General features: G+C 44.8%; 15 protein-coding genes. 2 read left to right on the top strand and 13 right to left on the bottom strand.

All coding sequences use genetic code 11. The features are described from left to right. Window positions 1–4: 4 nt before the first annotated feature. The 3 genes from B9Z54_RS05220 to B9Z54_RS05210 form a co-directional block, all read right to left on the bottom strand. Window positions 5–928 (bottom strand): cation diffusion facilitator family transporter, encoded by a 924-nt coding sequence (locus B9Z54_RS05220; RefSeq protein WP_113927429.1) that lies wholly within the window; start codon window positions 926–928, stop codon window positions 5–7. A gap of 123 nt (window positions 929–1,051) precedes the next feature. Beyond that, complete coding sequence (gene secDF, locus B9Z54_RS05215; protein WP_113927428.1) at window positions 1,052–3,322, bottom strand: protein translocase subunit SecDF; 2,271 nt, start codon at window positions 3,320–3,322, stop codon at window positions 1,052–1,054. A gap of 143 nt (window positions 3,323–3,465) precedes the next feature. Beyond that, window positions 3,466–3,825: a post-transcriptional regulator gene (locus B9Z54_RS05210; protein ID WP_240189811.1), complete on the bottom strand. Its 360-nt coding sequence runs from the start codon at window positions 3,823–3,825 to the stop codon at window positions 3,466–3,468. A gap of 70 nt (window positions 3,826–3,895) precedes the next feature. Here B9Z54_RS05210 and spoVB point away from each other — a divergent pair, with 70 nt between their 5' ends. Then, a complete protein-coding gene (gene spoVB, locus B9Z54_RS05205; RefSeq protein WP_113927427.1) occupies window positions 3,896–5,446 on the top strand; it encodes a stage V sporulation protein B in 1,551 nt (516 codons plus the stop codon). A gap of 632 nt (window positions 5,447–6,078) precedes the next feature. Here spoVB and B9Z54_RS05200 read toward each other — a convergent pair. From B9Z54_RS05200 to B9Z54_RS05190, 3 genes are all read right to left on the bottom strand, one after another. After that, entirely contained in the window at window positions 6,079–6,726 is a 648-nt protein-coding gene (locus tag B9Z54_RS05200; protein ID WP_205207674.1) for a DUF421 domain-containing protein, read from the bottom strand. A 101-nt stretch (window positions 6,727–6,827) separates the two neighbouring features. Beyond that, window positions 6,828–7,520, bottom strand: a complete 693-nt coding sequence (locus B9Z54_RS05195) for a hypothetical protein (RefSeq protein WP_162785100.1) — start codon at window positions 7,518–7,520, stop codon at window positions 6,828–6,830. A 140-nt stretch (window positions 7,521–7,660) separates the two neighbouring features. After that, window positions 7,661–8,956, bottom strand: a complete 1,296-nt coding sequence (locus B9Z54_RS05190) for an ArsB/NhaD family transporter (protein ID WP_113927424.1) — start codon at window positions 8,954–8,956, stop codon at window positions 7,661–7,663. Window positions 8,957–9,133: 177 nt separating this feature from the next. On the opposite strand from B9Z54_RS05190, the gene B9Z54_RS05185 reads away from it, so the two are divergent. Then, window positions 9,134–9,499 carry a TIGR04086 family membrane protein gene (locus B9Z54_RS05185; RefSeq protein WP_113927423.1) on the top strand — a complete coding sequence of 122 codons (366 nt, stop codon included), beginning with the start codon at window positions 9,134–9,136 and terminating at the stop codon, window positions 9,497–9,499. A 225-nt stretch (window positions 9,500–9,724) separates the two neighbouring features. Here B9Z54_RS05185 and yajC read toward each other — a convergent pair whose 3' ends face one another. The 7 genes from yajC to B9Z54_RS05145 all read right to left on the bottom strand — a co-directional run bounded on the left by yajC (window position 9,725) and on the right by B9Z54_RS05145 (window position 15,513). Next, complete coding sequence (gene yajC / locus B9Z54_RS05180; RefSeq protein ID WP_113927422.1) at window positions 9,725–9,985, bottom strand: preprotein translocase subunit YajC; 261 nt, start codon at window positions 9,983–9,985, stop codon at window positions 9,725–9,727. A 55-nt stretch (window positions 9,986–10,040) separates the two neighbouring features. Continuing rightward, window positions 10,041–11,180: a tRNA guanosine(34) transglycosylase Tgt gene (gene tgt / locus B9Z54_RS05175; protein ID WP_113927421.1), complete on the bottom strand. Its 1,140-nt coding sequence runs from the start codon at window positions 11,178–11,180 to the stop codon at window positions 10,041–10,043. Between the two features lie 21 nt (window positions 11,181–11,201). After that, complete coding sequence (gene queA, locus B9Z54_RS05170; protein ID WP_113927420.1) at window positions 11,202–12,227, bottom strand: tRNA preQ1(34) S-adenosylmethionine ribosyltransferase-isomerase QueA; 1,026 nt, start codon at window positions 12,225–12,227, stop codon at window positions 11,202–11,204. Window positions 12,228–12,895: 668 nt separating this feature from the next. After that, window positions 12,896–13,102 (bottom strand): DUF2905 domain-containing protein, encoded by a 207-nt coding sequence (locus tag B9Z54_RS05160; protein WP_113927419.1) that lies wholly within the window; start codon window positions 13,100–13,102, stop codon window positions 12,896–12,898. Beyond that, window positions 13,099–14,100, bottom strand: coding sequence for a Holliday junction branch migration DNA helicase RuvB (gene ruvB / locus B9Z54_RS05155; protein WP_113927418.1), 1,002 nt, complete (start codon window positions 14,098–14,100; stop codon window positions 13,099–13,101). Before ruvB ends, B9Z54_RS05160 begins: the two co-directional genes overlap by 4 nt. A 24-nt stretch (window positions 14,101–14,124) precedes the next feature. Then, window positions 14,125–14,733 carry a Holliday junction branch migration protein RuvA gene (gene ruvA / locus B9Z54_RS05150; RefSeq protein ID WP_113927417.1) on the bottom strand — a complete coding sequence of 203 codons (609 nt, stop codon included), beginning with the start codon at window positions 14,731–14,733 and terminating at the stop codon, window positions 14,125–14,127. Between the two features lie 216 nt (window positions 14,734–14,949). After that, window positions 14,950–15,513, bottom strand: coding sequence for an intercompartmental signaling factor BofC (locus tag B9Z54_RS05145; protein ID WP_113927416.1), 564 nt, complete (start codon window positions 15,511–15,513; stop codon window positions 14,950–14,952). Window positions 15,514–16,092: the final 579 nt, after the last annotated feature.

Below are 16,092 nucleotides of genomic sequence, written 5' to 3'. Positions count from 1 at the left end.
CCCCTTACGTCAAATCTACTTTCTTGTCGTCTTCTCCTTCTGCATTATATGGATTGATGTGTATGAAAACATCTTGGACGTCAGGGTCCTCCAACAATCTTTTCTTTACCTTTTTCCCCACTCGATGACCCTCTTCCACAGTGATGTGAGGGTCCACACTGATCTTCAAATCCACAATAAGATAGTGGCCGTGCTCCCTGGCATGAAGTTCATTGATGGCCAGGACTCCCTCAACCTCACTTACCAATTGTCTCAACTCCTGCGTATCTTCATCGTGCAGGACGTGATCCAGAGTATTATGGATGGATTCAGCGCCCAGTTTCCACGCCATTCTCAATACAAGCAGCGAAACAAAAACTCCGGCAACCGGATCTCCATATTCCAGCCAGCCAATGCCAAAAACTCCACCCAGCATGGCAGCACCAATACCCACAAGAGCAGCAATGGATGAGTAGACATCCGACCGATGCTCGTAAGCATTGACAATCAAGGCGTCGCTCTTCAGTTTTTTACCCAATCTATACTTGTACTGAAACATTATTTCCTTGACCACTATAGAAAAGATAACAGCATAGATCGCAATGGAAGTCGGCGGTTCGATTGGCTGAAAAAACGATTCAATAGAAGATTTCCCAATCTCAATTCCGACTAAAAATAACAGTACAGCCACGATGATGGCAGCGATGGATTCTGCCTTGCCATGTCCGTATGGATGGTCCTCGTCCGGCGGCTGTTTGGCTGCGCGGAGACCTATGTATACAGCGAATGAGCCTGCGACATCCGAGGCTGAATGGACAGCATCCGCTATAAGTGCTTTACTGTTTCCAGCAACACCAGCCCACCATTTGATACCGGCCAGCAGTATATTCCCTACAACTCCGACCATCGCAGCAAATTCAGCTTTTTTAAAACGATCATCTGTACTCATGGTTGTCCCCCCTTATTCCACTTTATTGTAACCCATTTACCTTTAATCTATCTCCTGAAACGCTTAAAAGGACGAGTATCCCAGGCACAGCCGCCTGGCATACTCGTCCTTTCAGCAATAGAATCAAACTTGAGGTTCGTCTGATATTTTCTTCTTCTCTTTGAAGGTGATGATGGTCCCTTTTTTCTTCAATTCCCTCTTCTTCAGCACAAGCCATAATTGAGAAGCTATGAATACGGAAGAATAGGTACCTGAAATTAAACCTACAAGCAAAGCAATTGAGAAGTTCGTGATAGACTCACTTCCGAAGATCATCAAGGCGACGACTGTAAACACCACAGTAATCACCGTGCTGATGGAACGGGTTAGCGTCTGGCGTAAACTATTGTTCACGACTTCTTCTATATCCTCGACAGTTTTCAATCTGCGCTTCTTCTGCAGGTTTTCCCTCATCCTGTCAAACGTAACGATCGTATCATTAATCGAGTAACCGACAATGGTCAGCACTGCTGCAATGAACGTTAAATCCACTTCAAGGCGGGTCAAGCTGAAGAACGCAATGATGAAGAACGCATCATGCAGAAGGGCCGCAATCGCCCCGATTGCCATGGAAAGCTCAAATCGAAGGGTTACATAGATGATGATCCCAATCGAAGCGATAGCAACAGCAAGCATTGCGTTTTGCGCAAGCTGCTCACCAATAATCGGCGAAACAGTGCTTATATTTGGTTCTGCATCATATGCTTCCGTGAAGTAATCCTTCAGTTCAGCAATTTGATCTTTATTCAAGACATCGCTGTAACGGATAACCCCAATCTGGTTATTGTCACCGGAGATGACAATCTCTTCGGATGGGTATCCAGCTTCTTCAAGCTCTTCTGTTATGCTGTCTGCAGTCAAACCGGATTCAGACAGGATTTCCATTCTGGTACCTGCAGCAAAGTCAATCCCCAGGTTCAATCTGAACACAGCCAGGATGATAAGACCTGCGGTAATCAAGACTCCAGAAATCGCGAAGAATTTTTTTCGTTGTTTCGCGAAATCAAATTTGTCATAAGCAGTAGGCAGATCCAATGTATCATAATTTTCAGCGATATCTTTAATATCTTTAGGGTTCACTCCCAGCCATGATGGCTTCTTATTGAATGCACCGCTGTTGACCCATAATCCAAGGAGCAGGCGGGATCCCCATACGGCTGTCAGGAAGCTTGTCAGAATGCTGACAATCAGCATTGTGGCAAAGCCTTTTACAGAGCTTGTCCCAAAATAAAACAGGACAGCACCAGCAAGAATGGTAGTCACGTTCGCGTCCAGGATCGTCATGAAGGAAGATTTATTCCCGGCCTGGAATGCGGCGCGGACACTTTTTCCGACCTTCATTTCTTCTTTAATGCGTTCGTACGTGATGATATTGGCATCTACAGCCATACCGACCCCCAAGATCAAAGCCGCAATACCAGGCAGTGTCAGCACACCGTTCATCATGTCAAATACCCATAGAATAACGAAAATGTATACTGACAAGGTGATCATGGCAATGAATCCAGGGAATCGGTAGAAAATCAGCATGAACAAGAATACAATCGCAATCCCGATGATTCCGGCAGTCACGGTTTTATCCATTGCCTGTTCACCGAATTTAGCCCCGACAGAAGTAGAATAAACTTCTTCAAGGTCTACAGGAAGAGCCCCCGCGTCAAGCAATGCTGCCAAGTCCTGTGCTTCTTCAATCGTAAAGCTTCCTGTGATTTGAACTTCATTTGAATTGATAGGTTCGCCAACTTGCGGATCTGATAGGAATTTAGGATCTTCTTTTGTCATTTCATCCTGATAGGAATCGACCCCTTCTTCATAATCCAGCCAGATGACCAGCCTGTTTTCAGGAGGAGGCAGTTGTGAAAGTTCTTTGGTAAGTTCATAAAATTGATTTCGGTCTTTCAATTCCAGAGAAACAATCGGGTTATTATTTTCATCAAACGCCTGCTGAGCTCCGCCTGTAACCAGGTCGGAACCGTCCAGCCTCACTTCATCATTTATATCTCGAAAGGTCAGATTAGCCTGGGTGGATAAAATTTCCCTCGCCTGATTCTGATCCTCTACTCCGGCAAGCTGGACACGGATTCTGTTGCCGTCTTCAATCTGGATGTTCGGTTCGCTCACCCCGAGGACGTTGATCCGATTATCCAGTGCATCAGCTGTATTGGCAACTGTTTCACTCGTAATTTCCTCGTCATCGCCGTTTAAAGATTTAACCTCGTAGAGAACTTCAAAGCCCCCCTGCAGGTCCAGTCCCAGCTTTATGTCTTTCAAGATGTTGTTCGTTGTGCCGCCTATTAATCCTCCCAATAAAAGAACGATTATGAAAAAGGCGACAATCCTACTGCGTTTTACCATTATGTATAAGTCCTCCTTGCATATGTACAGGGCTGTGCCCCTCGATATTAAATTTTACGGTCCAAATGCCTATGAGTTGTACCAATATTCCCATTATGAATTAGCAGCAATTTACTGTCAATTCAATATTTTACCAATAAAAATCAGGATTTCTTATTCGGTTTCAGCAGTTCTTTCAGTTCATCCTCATTCAAGTCGCTGAACCAATTAGGAGAACGATAGGCCTCCACAGTTTCAAAGCTCATATATTCCCCTGCTTTGACGCTTAAAATGTCACTTACTAATTCAAACATCCTGATTTCCTCTTTCGGTTTCTTCCATTTCTTCTTTAACAGGTATGTCCATAAGCTTTCAACAGTTGCTTTGCCATAGCCAAGTACTTCAAATTCCTCAACCTTGCTGATTAGTGCAGGCTTTACATCATCATAAAAGTGACTGTACGGATGTTTCAAAACGTTCATATATTTCCCCCGCTCCATTTCTAATTGCCAACAACTTGTCATGCTTTGTCCACCCTGTTGCATATAGATAATTGTATACGATATTACGATTTTTGAGAAGGCAGGGAATGAAATGTCCAAATTTTTGAAAGGCACGATGATTTTAATGGGTGCTGCCTTGATAACCAGGATTCTCGGATTCATCAATAGAATTGTAGTGGCCAGGTTCATCGGTGAAGAAGGCGTCGGTCTCTTTATGATGGCATTCCCGACTTTGATTCTCGTTATTACCATTACACAAATGGGACTGCCTGTTGCCATTTCGAAGAGTGTAGCAGAGGCAGAAGTTCAGGGTGATATAAAAAAGGTCAAAAAAATCCTTGCCGTTTCACTGGCCATTACCGTTTCCCTGTCTATGATCTTCACTCCCGCATTGATTTTGCTTGCCCCATACTTATCGGAAACACTCTTTACAGATCCGAGGACCTACTATCCATTAGTCGCGATAGCTCCGATTATCCCGATTGTCGCTATTTCCTCTGTCATCAGGGGCTATTTCCAGGGAAGGCAGAACATGAAGCCTGCCGCCATTTCCCAGGTCATCGAGCAGATCGTCCGGATATCACTGATCGCTGTCATGACGAAGACTTTTCTTCCTTATGGTATTGAATACGCTGCAGCGGCTGCAATGGTAGCTTCTGTACTGGGCGAATTGGCTTCTCTTCTCTATATGTTCACAGCCTTTAAGTTAAAGAAAAAATTCAAGGTTCGCCGGAATTTCTTCGGAGCGGTCAAGTCCGGCCGTGCCACTTTAAATGAATTGATGAGTGTTGCCCTGCCGACTACAGGCAGCCGGATGATCGGTTCAATCTCCTGGTTTTTCGAGCCGATTGTAGTTGCTCACAGCCTTGCTTTGGCGGGGGTAGCCACCTCTCTTGCTACCAAGCAGTATGGATCCTTGACGGGGTTCGCCCTCCCGTTATTGTTCCTGCCGTCCTTCATCACAGTTTCACTTTCTACATCGCTGGTGCCCGCTGTCAGTGAGGCTAATAAACAAAAGAATTTTGTCCTGATTGAGCACCGGCTGACACAGGCCTTGAGATTCTGTCTGATCACAGGCGGCATAGCTGTCGTTTTATTATTCATATTCGCCGAGCCGTTGATGACCGTCATGTATGGCAGCAGCAGCGGCTCCGGGTTCATAATGATCATGGCGCCGTTTTTTCTATTCTATTACTATCAAGGACCTCTTCAAGCCGTGCTTCAAGCGCTGGACCTGGCAAGAGCAGCGATGATTAACAGCCTGATAGGTGCAATTGTGAAAACAGGCATTATCTTTGTTCTCGCCTCCCAGCCCGCTTTCGGAATCAACGGTGCGGCTTTGGGAATTGTAACAGGCATGATGCTCGTTACTCTCTTGCATTTTGCAACCATATTAAAAACCATTCCCATGACCATCTATGTCAGGGATTATGCAAAGTTTGCAGTTGTAATGGCTTTTACCGGTTTAGGCGGCCATTATCTTTATACCAGTATCTTGCAAGGTATGCCGCTTGGACTCCGCCTGCTGACAGGAGTCATCCTAACGACGATATTGTATGTCATTCTTTCCATCCTCCTAAAACTCATCAGGAGAGACGACATCAAAAGGATTCCCTTAATCGGGAAGCTGGTCTTAAATTAAAGCTCTTTTCGAAATGTTGCTGTCTTTCTAAAAGGCTCTTTTCGTAAACTTTTTTGCTATTTGATATGAATGTTGTAAGATGAAGTCATCATTCATTGGAACTATCCTGGTAAGCAAGAAAGAAAAGAGCTACTACCTCCATGTTTAAGAGAGAATCATTAGCATCCGGGGGAATGTCGCATCTTGATAATTTTTCCAAAAATAACAATAATTAGTTTAAAAAACTTTCAAAAAGTTTGTTGCTTTTGAATGCTAATTTCTCCCCACTTCCCCTCTTACGTAGAAGGATTGGAGCGGAAGGCGCGCGACCTCCTGCGGGACCAGCGGGACAGATGAGACCCCGCAGGCGAAGCCGAGGAGGCTCAACGCCCGCCCCGCGGAGTCGCGCGCCTGGAGTGGAAATCCATTACTTTTAAAAACAGCCACAATCTTTGCGACAGACTTCTAAAAAAACAACTACAATTCACTGCCTGGTAATCAGAAAAGAATATAGCTGCTCTCCACGATTAGAGTGAAAACCCTTAGTATCCAGGGGGAAATTATACTCTTGGGGATTTTTCCGAAAACAGCCTATATTGATAAACAAAGCCATTACCTGCTTGTTCAGGTAATGGCTTCATTTTTTGTGACTTTTATTTATCCCGAAGGTCTACATAAAACTGGCCGTCCTGAAAACTGCAAAAGGAAATCTCCTCAAGGTTGTGGTAGTCCTTCTCCCTCAAACTTTTGCGAAGCCAGAATTCATTCTTGCCGATCAACTCCAAGTGATTCTGCTGAATGATGCCGTCCAGAATCAAAGGCAGCGTTAATGATCCCTTCCCGCTTTTATCATCTTTTTTAATGACAGACAGCGTACCAGAAGGTTCCAGAATGGCGAACTCTACATCGGCCACATTGCTGATATCCTTCTCCCTCAGCTGAAGGAGAAGGTCATCAAAGTTGTACCTTTGTTTTCTCATAGCTCTCTCATCAATTTTCCCATGACTGATCAGGACGGTCGGCTTACCATCGACCAGTTCCCTGAACTTTTTGCTTTTTATCGATAAAAAGGCAGTGATAATCTGAATGAGCATCAGTACCCCCATGGGAAGCAGAGTATTCACTAATTCACTTTTGGGCTCTTCAATCGCCAGAACTGCCATTTCCGCTATCATAATGAAAACCACAAGATCCAAGAGACTTAATTCCCCGATTTCCCTTTTGCCCATTACCCGAAATATAAATAAAATGACTGCATATAAAAAGACCGTCCTTATAATGATGACAAGATACTCCTCCACGTCCCTCTCCTCCTTCAGGTACGTACGTTTTGCACACTTTAGTATGCACGTACCCATAAAAATGATTAGAGGTAAGTTTTTCTATGGGTGAATTGATTATGTTAGCGGGAGTTCTGTGAAGAGGAGATTTGCTGTTGCCTGAGGTGCTTTCTGGGTGCATCGATTTTTGTTTTTGGAGATTCGATGCTGTCTGTGGCTCTCTCTGGGTGCATCGATTTCGGATTTTGGAGATTTGCTGTTGCCTGCGGCGCATCCTGGCTGCATCGATTTTGGTTTTTGGATTTTGGAGCTTCGATGCTGCCTGTGGCTCTCTCTGGGTGCATCGATTTCGGATTTTGGAGATTTGATGTTGCCTGCGGCGCTCTCTGGCTGCATCGATTTTCGGTTTTGAGGAATTCGATGTTGCCTGCGGCTCTCTCTGGGTGCATCGATTTCGGATATTGAAGATTTGATGCTGTCTGCGGCGTTTTCTGACTGCATCGATTTTGGATTTTGGAGTTTCGATGGTGTCTGTGATGCTTTATGGCTGCATCGATTTTGGATTTCTGGGATTTGATGCTGTCTGCCGCGCTCTCTGGCTGCATCGATTTTGGATTTCTGGGATTTGATGCTGTCTGCCGCGCTCTCTGGCTGCATCGATTTTGGATTTTGTATATTCGATGCTGTCTGCGACGCTCTCTGGGTACATCTATTTTGTTTTTAGAGATTGGATGATGACTGCGGCGCTCTCTGGCTGCATAGATTTTTGTTTCTGGAGATTCGATGTTGGTTACAATGCATTTTAACTGCATCATCTTTTTACTTTTGAGATTTTCATGCTGTTTACACCACCCTTTTACTGCATCATCTTCCTCCTTCCTGAGTTTTCATGCTGTTTAAAACCAAGAAAAGACCGGCACCATGCTGGCTGCCAGTCTAAGGATTATCCCTCATATCAATGTCCTACAAACGGGATAATGTATTTGATGTAAACATACACAGTGCATACAGCCAAGGATATCAACGTGATTGGGATGCCGATTAATAAATAATGATAAAATTTGATTTGCACGCTTTCTTTTGAAGCAAGACCGACGATTACCAGGTTGGAAGAAGATCCAAGCAGTGTTCCGTTGCCGCCGAGGCAGGCACCCAATGCCAGCGACCACCATAGCGGATCCATATTGACCATACCGAACTCCTGGAATTCCTCAATAACCGGAATCATCGCAGCCACAAACGGAATGTTGTCCACGACCGCTGAAAGCAACCCGGTCCCCCATAGGATCACAAATGCGGTTGTTTTCATATCCCCCTCGGTTACTTTCATGATTTCCCGTGCAATTTCGTCAATGAATCCCGCCTCTTCTATCCCGCCTACCAGTAAGAAGAGCCCTATGAAGAAAAAGAGGGTTCCCCACTCCACTTCTTTAAGGATTTCTTCAGGATCATAGATTTTCTCCAGCAGAAGCATGATCAACACAGCTCCCGCTAAGGCAACTGAAGTGACATCAAGGTGGAGGACCGGATGTAAAGAGAACCCAGCCAGCACCAATCCCAGAACAGTGATAGCCGCTGTCAGGCCTTTATTTCTTTTTAAATAAGACTTTGCATCTATGCCGCGCAATAATAGTTTTTTATCTTCTTTTACAATCAAGATATCCTTATACACTAAACAGATGATGATAATTGTAATTAATAATATCATTGCGGCAACAGGCAGAAGATTTTGCAGAAATGCATTGAATGTAAAGTGTTTAACCGCTTGTCCGATCATCATATTCGGCGGGTCCCCGATCAGCGTAGCCGTACCGCCGATATTGCACGCCAATATCATCATCACTAAGTAGGGAAGCGGCGGCAGGTCCAGCTGCTTTGTCAACGTAAACAGGATTGGTACCAAAAGCATGGCGATCGTTACATTTGCCAAAAAAGCTGAACCGACCGCGGATAATAGAGAAAACACTATGAGAAGGGCCAGTCCATTTCCATTGACGGTCTGAGCCAGCCTGATTGCCAGAAATTCAAAGAAACCCGTCTTGCTGGTCACCGTGACAATCAGCATCATGGAAAACAGTAAAGTAATCGTCTTCCAGTCAATATAGGTGAAAAGTGCTTTTTCTATGGAAAAGGCTCCTATCAAAAGCATAGCAACCCCTCCGGCTAAGCTTGCGAGGATCCTGTTCCATTTTTCTGTTATCAATAAGATATAGACGGCAATGAATACCGCCAATATGATAAAGGGTGACATACATCCCTCTCCTTTAGGTCCTATATATATTCTGATTGCACAGCCTGCTTGTAACATTGTATGAAGCTTGGCCGGCAAAAATTATAGTCTATTTTTTCTTTCATGAATATGCTTGTACTAGGAAAAGCTTGCAATTTTCATGTTTGAAAGGAGAGGGAGACTATAGAAGCCAAGAAAATGGGAAGCGCGATTTTATATGGAACAGGCACGATATTGGTCATTGCCGCTGCAGCAAGTTTAATCTTTGCCCTGATGCTTCGTTTCACCAGCTTGGAAGAAAGCTCGATCAGCTTAGCGGTTACGATCATTTCGTTTCTTGCATTATTCGTGGGAGGATTTATGTCAGGCGGAAAAGGCAAAGAAAAAGGCTTGGTGCTTGGGGCGCTTACTGGAATGTTATTTTCGGTCGGAGTTTTTCTGTTTCAGTATTTGGGATATGATTCCCTGTTTTCGACTAAACAGGTTGTTTATCATGCCTGCTTTATTGTCACGTGCATGATGGGCGGTATATTAGGGGTGAATGTCAGCGGGGGAAGATCTTGATCAATAGGATTAGCGCTGCAGGAAGTAGATGCAGCGCTTCATCCGGTTTTAAAAGATGTATGTCGCCTGCCGCACCTGCCTTGCTGTATTAAAAAGGCTGTTTTCGCATGCCAGGGTATTTTCGGTGAGCTATGACATTAGCTTACGAAAATTATAGTAAATAGCACCAAAGTTTACGAAAAGGCCATTAAAAAAGAGCTGCATGAATTCATGCAGCTCTTTTCATTATGCCTTGATTACTTCACGTACAGCGTTCCTGTCGTATGTAAGACGGCTTCCATCTCCACATTTCACGACGATGGCACCTTCTTCGATTGCATCGATGATTCCGTGCAAACCGCCGATCGTGATGATCTTGTCCCCTTTTTGCAGGTCATTCTGCATTTGCTGTACCGCTTTCTGGCGCTTTTGCTGCGGACGGATCAACAAGAAGTAGAACAGTACGAACATAAGCAATAAAGGTATTAAAGTAGCAAACGTATCCATTTTTCAACCTCCTTTCGAGTGAGGATGTTTAATTCTTATGAAAGACATCCCAAAATCAGAAGTTTTTTGCATCAGGACGATTATATCCATACGCTTCAAAAAATTCTTCTCTAAAGTCCCCCAGACGATCTTCACGGATCGCTTGTCTGACTTGCTCCATTAATTTTAACAGAAAATGAAGGTTATGATAAGTCGTAAGCCTAATCCCAAAGGATTCGTCGGATTTAATCAAGTGGCGGATGTAAGCTCTGCTGTAATTTCTGCATGTGTAACAATCACAATTTTCGTCGATTGGATTAAAATCACGCGCGAATTTAGCATTCTTTACAACCAGGCGGCCCTTGCTCGTCATCAATGTACCGTTTCGGGCAATACGCGTAGGCAGGACACAGTCGAACATGTCGATCCCTCTGATTGCGCCGTCAATCAAGGCATCGGGCGAACCTACTCCCATTAAATATCTCGGTTTGTCATCCGGGAGCAGCGGAGTGGTAAATTCGAGAACTTTGTTCATGACATCCTTCGGTTCCCCAACAGAGAGGCCGCCGACTGCATACCCAGGGAAGTCCAGTGAAACAAGGTCCTTTGCGCTTTGGCGGCGAAGGTCTTCGTATTCCCCTCCTTGTATGATCCCGAACAGTCCTTGATCCTGTGGACGCTGGTGAGCCTCAAGACAACGCTCCGCCCATCTGGAAGTCCTCTCGACCGAGCGCTTCATATATTCGTGTTCTGCAGGGTATGGAGGACATTCATCAAATGCCATCATGATATCCGAACCAAGCGCATTCTGGATTTCCATTGCCTTCTCAGGGCTGAGGAACAGTTTGTCACCGTTCAGATGGTTACGGAAGTGGACTCCCTCTTCTTCAATTTTGCGGAATTCGCTCAAGCTGAAGACCTGGAAGCCTCCTGAATCAGTCAGGATAGCGCGGTCCCAGTTCATGAACTTATGCAGGCCGCCCGCTTCCTTGATGATTTCATGGCCTGGTCTCAGCCAAAGATGATAGGTGTTGCTGAGGATGATCCCTGCTTCCATGGCTTTAAGATCTTCCGGGGACATTGTCTTTACCGTTGCCAGTGTACCGACAGGCATGAATACCGGCGTGTCAAAAGAACCGTGGGGAGTATGCACTCTTCCCAGACGGGCTCCGGTTTGTTTACATGTTTTAAAATGTTCGTAACGAATTGCAGTCAAATCGTCTAACTCCTTCCAATTTTACAGAATCAGCATGCTGTCGCCAAAGCTGAAAAATCTGTACTTTTCCTCTACAGCTGTATTATAAGCGTTCAAGATTATATCCCTGCTTGTAAAAGCACTGACAAGCATGATCAACGTTGATTTCGGCAAATGAAAGTTGGTGATCAGGCCGTCAATAGCCTTGAATTCATATCCAGGGTAAATAAAAATATCGGTCCAGCCGCTCTCTTCCACGAACTTTCCATACTTGGAAGCAATGGTTTCCAATGTTCTTGTGGAAGTTGTACCGACCGTGATGATCCGGCCGCCGCTCTCTTTTACGTCATTAAGAAGACGCGCGGTTCCTTCGGTAATCTGGTAAAACTCAGAATGCATATCATGTTCATCAATGCTTTCAACCGACACAGGGCGGAATGTTCCCAGACCGACATGCAGAGTGATAAATGCGACATGCACTCCTTTTGCCCTGATGCTGTCCAGTAATTCCTCTGTAAAATGAAGGCCGGCAGTCGGTGCAGCGGCTGATCCTCTTTCACGGGCAAAAACGGTTTGATACCGATCCTGATCGTCAAGTTTCTCACTGATATATGGAGGAAGCGGCATTTCTCCAAGTTCATCAAGAACTTCATAGAAAATCCCTTCGTAATGAAACTCCAGGATTCGTCCGCCTTGTTCCTTCTCTCCCGTACACACGGCACTCAATTTGCCTTCACCAAAGGAAATCCTTGTTCCGACTTTTACTCTTTTAGCTGGTTTAATAAGGGTTTCCCAAGAATCATCTTCCTCTTGTTTCAGAAGAAGCACCTCGATTTTGGCCCCGGTTTCTTCTTTAACCCCGAACAATCGGGCGGGAAGGACACGAGTGTCATTCAATACCAGACAGTCCCCTTCTTTCAGGAAGTCTGTAACTTCTTTAAATGTTTTATGCTGCAGATCTCCACTCTTACGGTCGATGGCCATCAGTCTGCTCTCTGAACGTTTCTCGAGAGGAGTCTGTGCAATCAATTCTTCCGGCAGATGGAAATCAAAATCTTCAACCTTCAAAATTCTCACCTTACTTTTTATAATATTAATTAATAGAAGCTTTCTTCGTTTGACTGTTTTCACAAAGTTTGATGAAATAAAAAAATGATTTCCGCTCCAGCCCCACGACTCCGCGGGGCGGGCGTGAAGCAAAAGTAGAAGCGGCCGATCAGCGACGTACAGATTTTAGGGCTCTCGCATGAGATAAAGGAATCACGAAGAGCGTCAGCGATTCGATGATGACTTATCGCAAGGAGAGAGAACGAAATCTGCTAGTCGTTGGCCGCTGGAGCTGGATGAGCCTCCTCGGCTTCGCCTGTGGGGTTACGTTCCAGTGGGTACGTAACCTTGGTCTCACCTGTCCCGCTAGTCCCGCAGGAGGTCGTACGTCTTCCGCTCCAATCCCTCTATGAAAAAGGAGGGGGGAATAGGACTAAACAACAACATTTAGAACTAGCGATTCCTTAAAATTGTGGTTGCTTTAAAAGAAATAGATTTCCGCTAAAAATGAATGCCTCCATTCCGTAACTCACCGGAAGGGAATCTTTTCTCTCAAGTAGAAATATGAATATCTCTGCTTAGGCTTAGCGAAGAATCATTTCTTAACTATAAAGCAGTAACTTTCGGCATAATATAAATCCTTCACTTTAGAGAAGTCAACACATGTTATTTTCCACCATTAATGCACTTTATTTAAACCTGCCAATGATGTAAAAAATCACCGATAATACAATACTGGCGATTATGGACGTCATTACTGGAAAATAAAATGTTGAGTTTTCCTTCTTAATGATGATATCTCCTGGCAGCCGTCCCAGTTTTGTAAATGCCATTAGAAAACCGAGGATAAGCAATACTGCACCGGCAATCATCATGAACTTAGGCAGCCCCGTCATGCGTTGGGAACCTCCAGTCCAAAATGGTCGTAAACAAGAGCGGTGACTGTCCTTCCTCTTGGTGTCCGCTGCAGAAACCCGATTTGCAGCAGATACGGTTCATAGACATCTTCAATGGTATGAGATTCCTCTCCGATACTTGCTGCTATTGTATCCAGCCCGACCGGTCCGCCTTTGAACCTTTCGATGATGCCTTTCAGTAATTTATGGTCAATATGATCCAGTCCTAGTTTGTCTACCTGAAGCAGTTCAAGGGCGTGATTTGCCATATCGGCAGTGATTTCCCCATTCCCCCGCACCTGGGCAAAATCCCTGACCCTTCGCAGGAGGCGGTTGGCAATCCGGGGAGTTCCCCTTGACCTTCTTGCCAGCTCCACCGAGGCCAGACCGTCAATCACTGTATCCAATATTTCGGACGTCCGGATGACAATTTCACGGAGCTGTTCCTCATTGTAATACTCCAGTCTGCACAACACTCCAAAACGGTCTCGCAGCGGAGCGGAAAGGGCACCTGCTCTCGTGGTTGCCCCCACCAATGTAAAAGGAGGCAGGTCAAGCCGGACAGATCGTGCACTGGGGCCGTTTCCGATGACGATGTCAAGGCAGAAATCTTCCATTGCCGGATACAGAACTTCTTCTATTGACCGTGGAAGTCTGTGAATTTCGTCAATGAAAAGGACATCCCCCGGCTCAAGGGAAGTCAGGATAGCCGCAAGATCTCCCGGCCGTTCAATGGCGGGTCCAGAAGTGGTCCGTAAATTGACGCCCATTTCATTGGCGATGACAGCGGCTAGTGTGGTTTTCCCAAGTCCTGGAGGTCCGTACAGAAGCACATGATCCAGGGTTTCCTGCCTCATCCTGGCGGCTTCGATAAAAATACCAAGGTTATTCTTAACTTTATCTTGTCCAATATATTGATTTAATGTCTGGGGCCTTAAAGAAAGTTCAAAGGAATGATCGCCTGTTTCTGCTTCTGAAGATACAACTCTCTCTTCCAACAGCTCCGCCTCCTTTCTTGATTACTATTTCAATAATAATTTTAAAGCATCCTTGATAAGTTCATCAGTGGTTTTCCCTTGAGAAGAAAGCTTCGGTGTGACTCTTTTAATTTCTCTTTCTGAATAGCCCAGAGCCTTCAAGGCAAGAGCCGCCTCGTCGATCAATTCATCATTGTTCGAAACAGTCTCCTGCTTCCCTTCATTAAACAAGTTCGGGAAATAATCAGGAACAACATCCTGCAGTTTGCCTTTCAAATCGAGGATCATCTGCCTCGCTGTTTTCTTTCCAACGCCGGGAAACTTTGTCAAGAACCGCTCGTCTTCGCCTTCGATGGCGGTGATGACCTGTTCGGGCGCACCGCTCGCAAGGATGGCAAGCGCCCCCTTCGGACCAATACCGGAAACATTCAGCAATTTGATGAACAACAACTTTTCCTCCATAGATAAGAACCCATACAACGCCAAAATGTCTTCTCTAACGTGTTGATATGTATAGATGGTTTTCTCTTGATTCTCATACTTTGAAAACAGGAATGGATTGCTTGTGAAAATCTGATAGCCGATACCGCCATTTTCAAGCACCACATATTCCGGTCCCACTCTTTTTACTGTTCCATTTATATATTCATACATGTAATATCTTCTCTCCCTTAATCACTTCATTGTACCATAAGAATGATCGTTTTCGGGCTTTCTGATAATTCCTATATCACCACCCGAAACATCTGTTCTTATTTTACCAAAAAAACAGGAGAAAGACATAACTTGCACTAATTTAACTTCCATACAACAAAAATAACCGGCTCAGTCATCAGCCGGTTTTACTCAACAAAGCTATACGGAAACATCCTACTCAAAAGAAGCGTCTTCATTCAATGAATAAGGTTGAAAGCTTTGAATGACTTGTTCATAGCTTTGCTTCGATTTAACCGGGATTCCTTTCACCAGCTCATCACGTTTTCCGCTTTCAAGCTTGTGTATATCGATTTGAAAAAAAGACTGAATGATTTCAGACTGGCCGGGCCTGCCATTAAAGATAGAAAGCACTCCATCATCTGAAATGCCAAAGTAGCCGTTCGATTTCAACAAGGGGGATATATCGTCAACATCCTGTCGGAAAACGACTTGCTCTTCGGTCATATCAACGAGTTCCCAAGCGGCATAGCCTGCCCAGAAGTCTTCCATGGACCAAATTGTTTCAGATTTGATTTCTTCACTTACCTCGCCATCGAGATAGACCCGCTCAAGAATGACGTCCACCGTATGTGCTTCAGGTGCAGCATCTGCCTGTTCAGCAGCTGCCGGATTCTCTGCGGCTTCTTTCTCAATCTTTCCATCATCATGAAAGAAAGTAAAATAAAACGCACCGATCAGAAGCATTACCATAAACACGATTCGAATTTTAACCGTCATCGTGATCACCTCAAACTTATTAGTTTATTGCCCGCGTTTCCGCGGAGATGATACATTTCTTTAATCACTGATAATAGTCTGACCATTTTTTAACAAAACTATCCCCCTTTAAGGGATAATTTTCTAAAATCCCGCTATGTAAGTTCCATCCACTTCTTAAACTTCAACTCATGTATCCAGAACGCTCGACTGGATACATATCTCCCACTCTGAACCCCAACTCATGTATCCACAAAGCTCGGCTGGGTACATATCTCTCGTTCAGAACACCTACTCATGTACCCACAACGCTCGGCTGGGTACATATCTATCACTCTGAACCCCAACTCATGTACCCACAACACTCGGCTGGGTACATATCTCTCGCTCAAAACCCCAACTCATGTACCCACTAACGCTCGGCTGGGGTACATATCTCTCGCTCAGAACCCCTACTCATGTACCCACAACGCTCGACTGGGTACATATCTATCACTCAAAACCCCAACTCATGTACCCACAACGCTCGGCTGGGTACATATGTCTCACTCAGAACCCCTACTCATGTACCCACAACACTCGGCTGGGTACATATCTCTC

This window comes from Bacillus sp. P14.5, assembly GCF_003316765.1.
Lineage (GTDB): Bacteria > Bacillota > Bacilli > Bacillales > Bacillaceae_B > Rossellomorea.
Note: the sequence above shows the minus strand (reverse complement) of the source record. Positions and strands in the feature narration are given on the sequence as shown.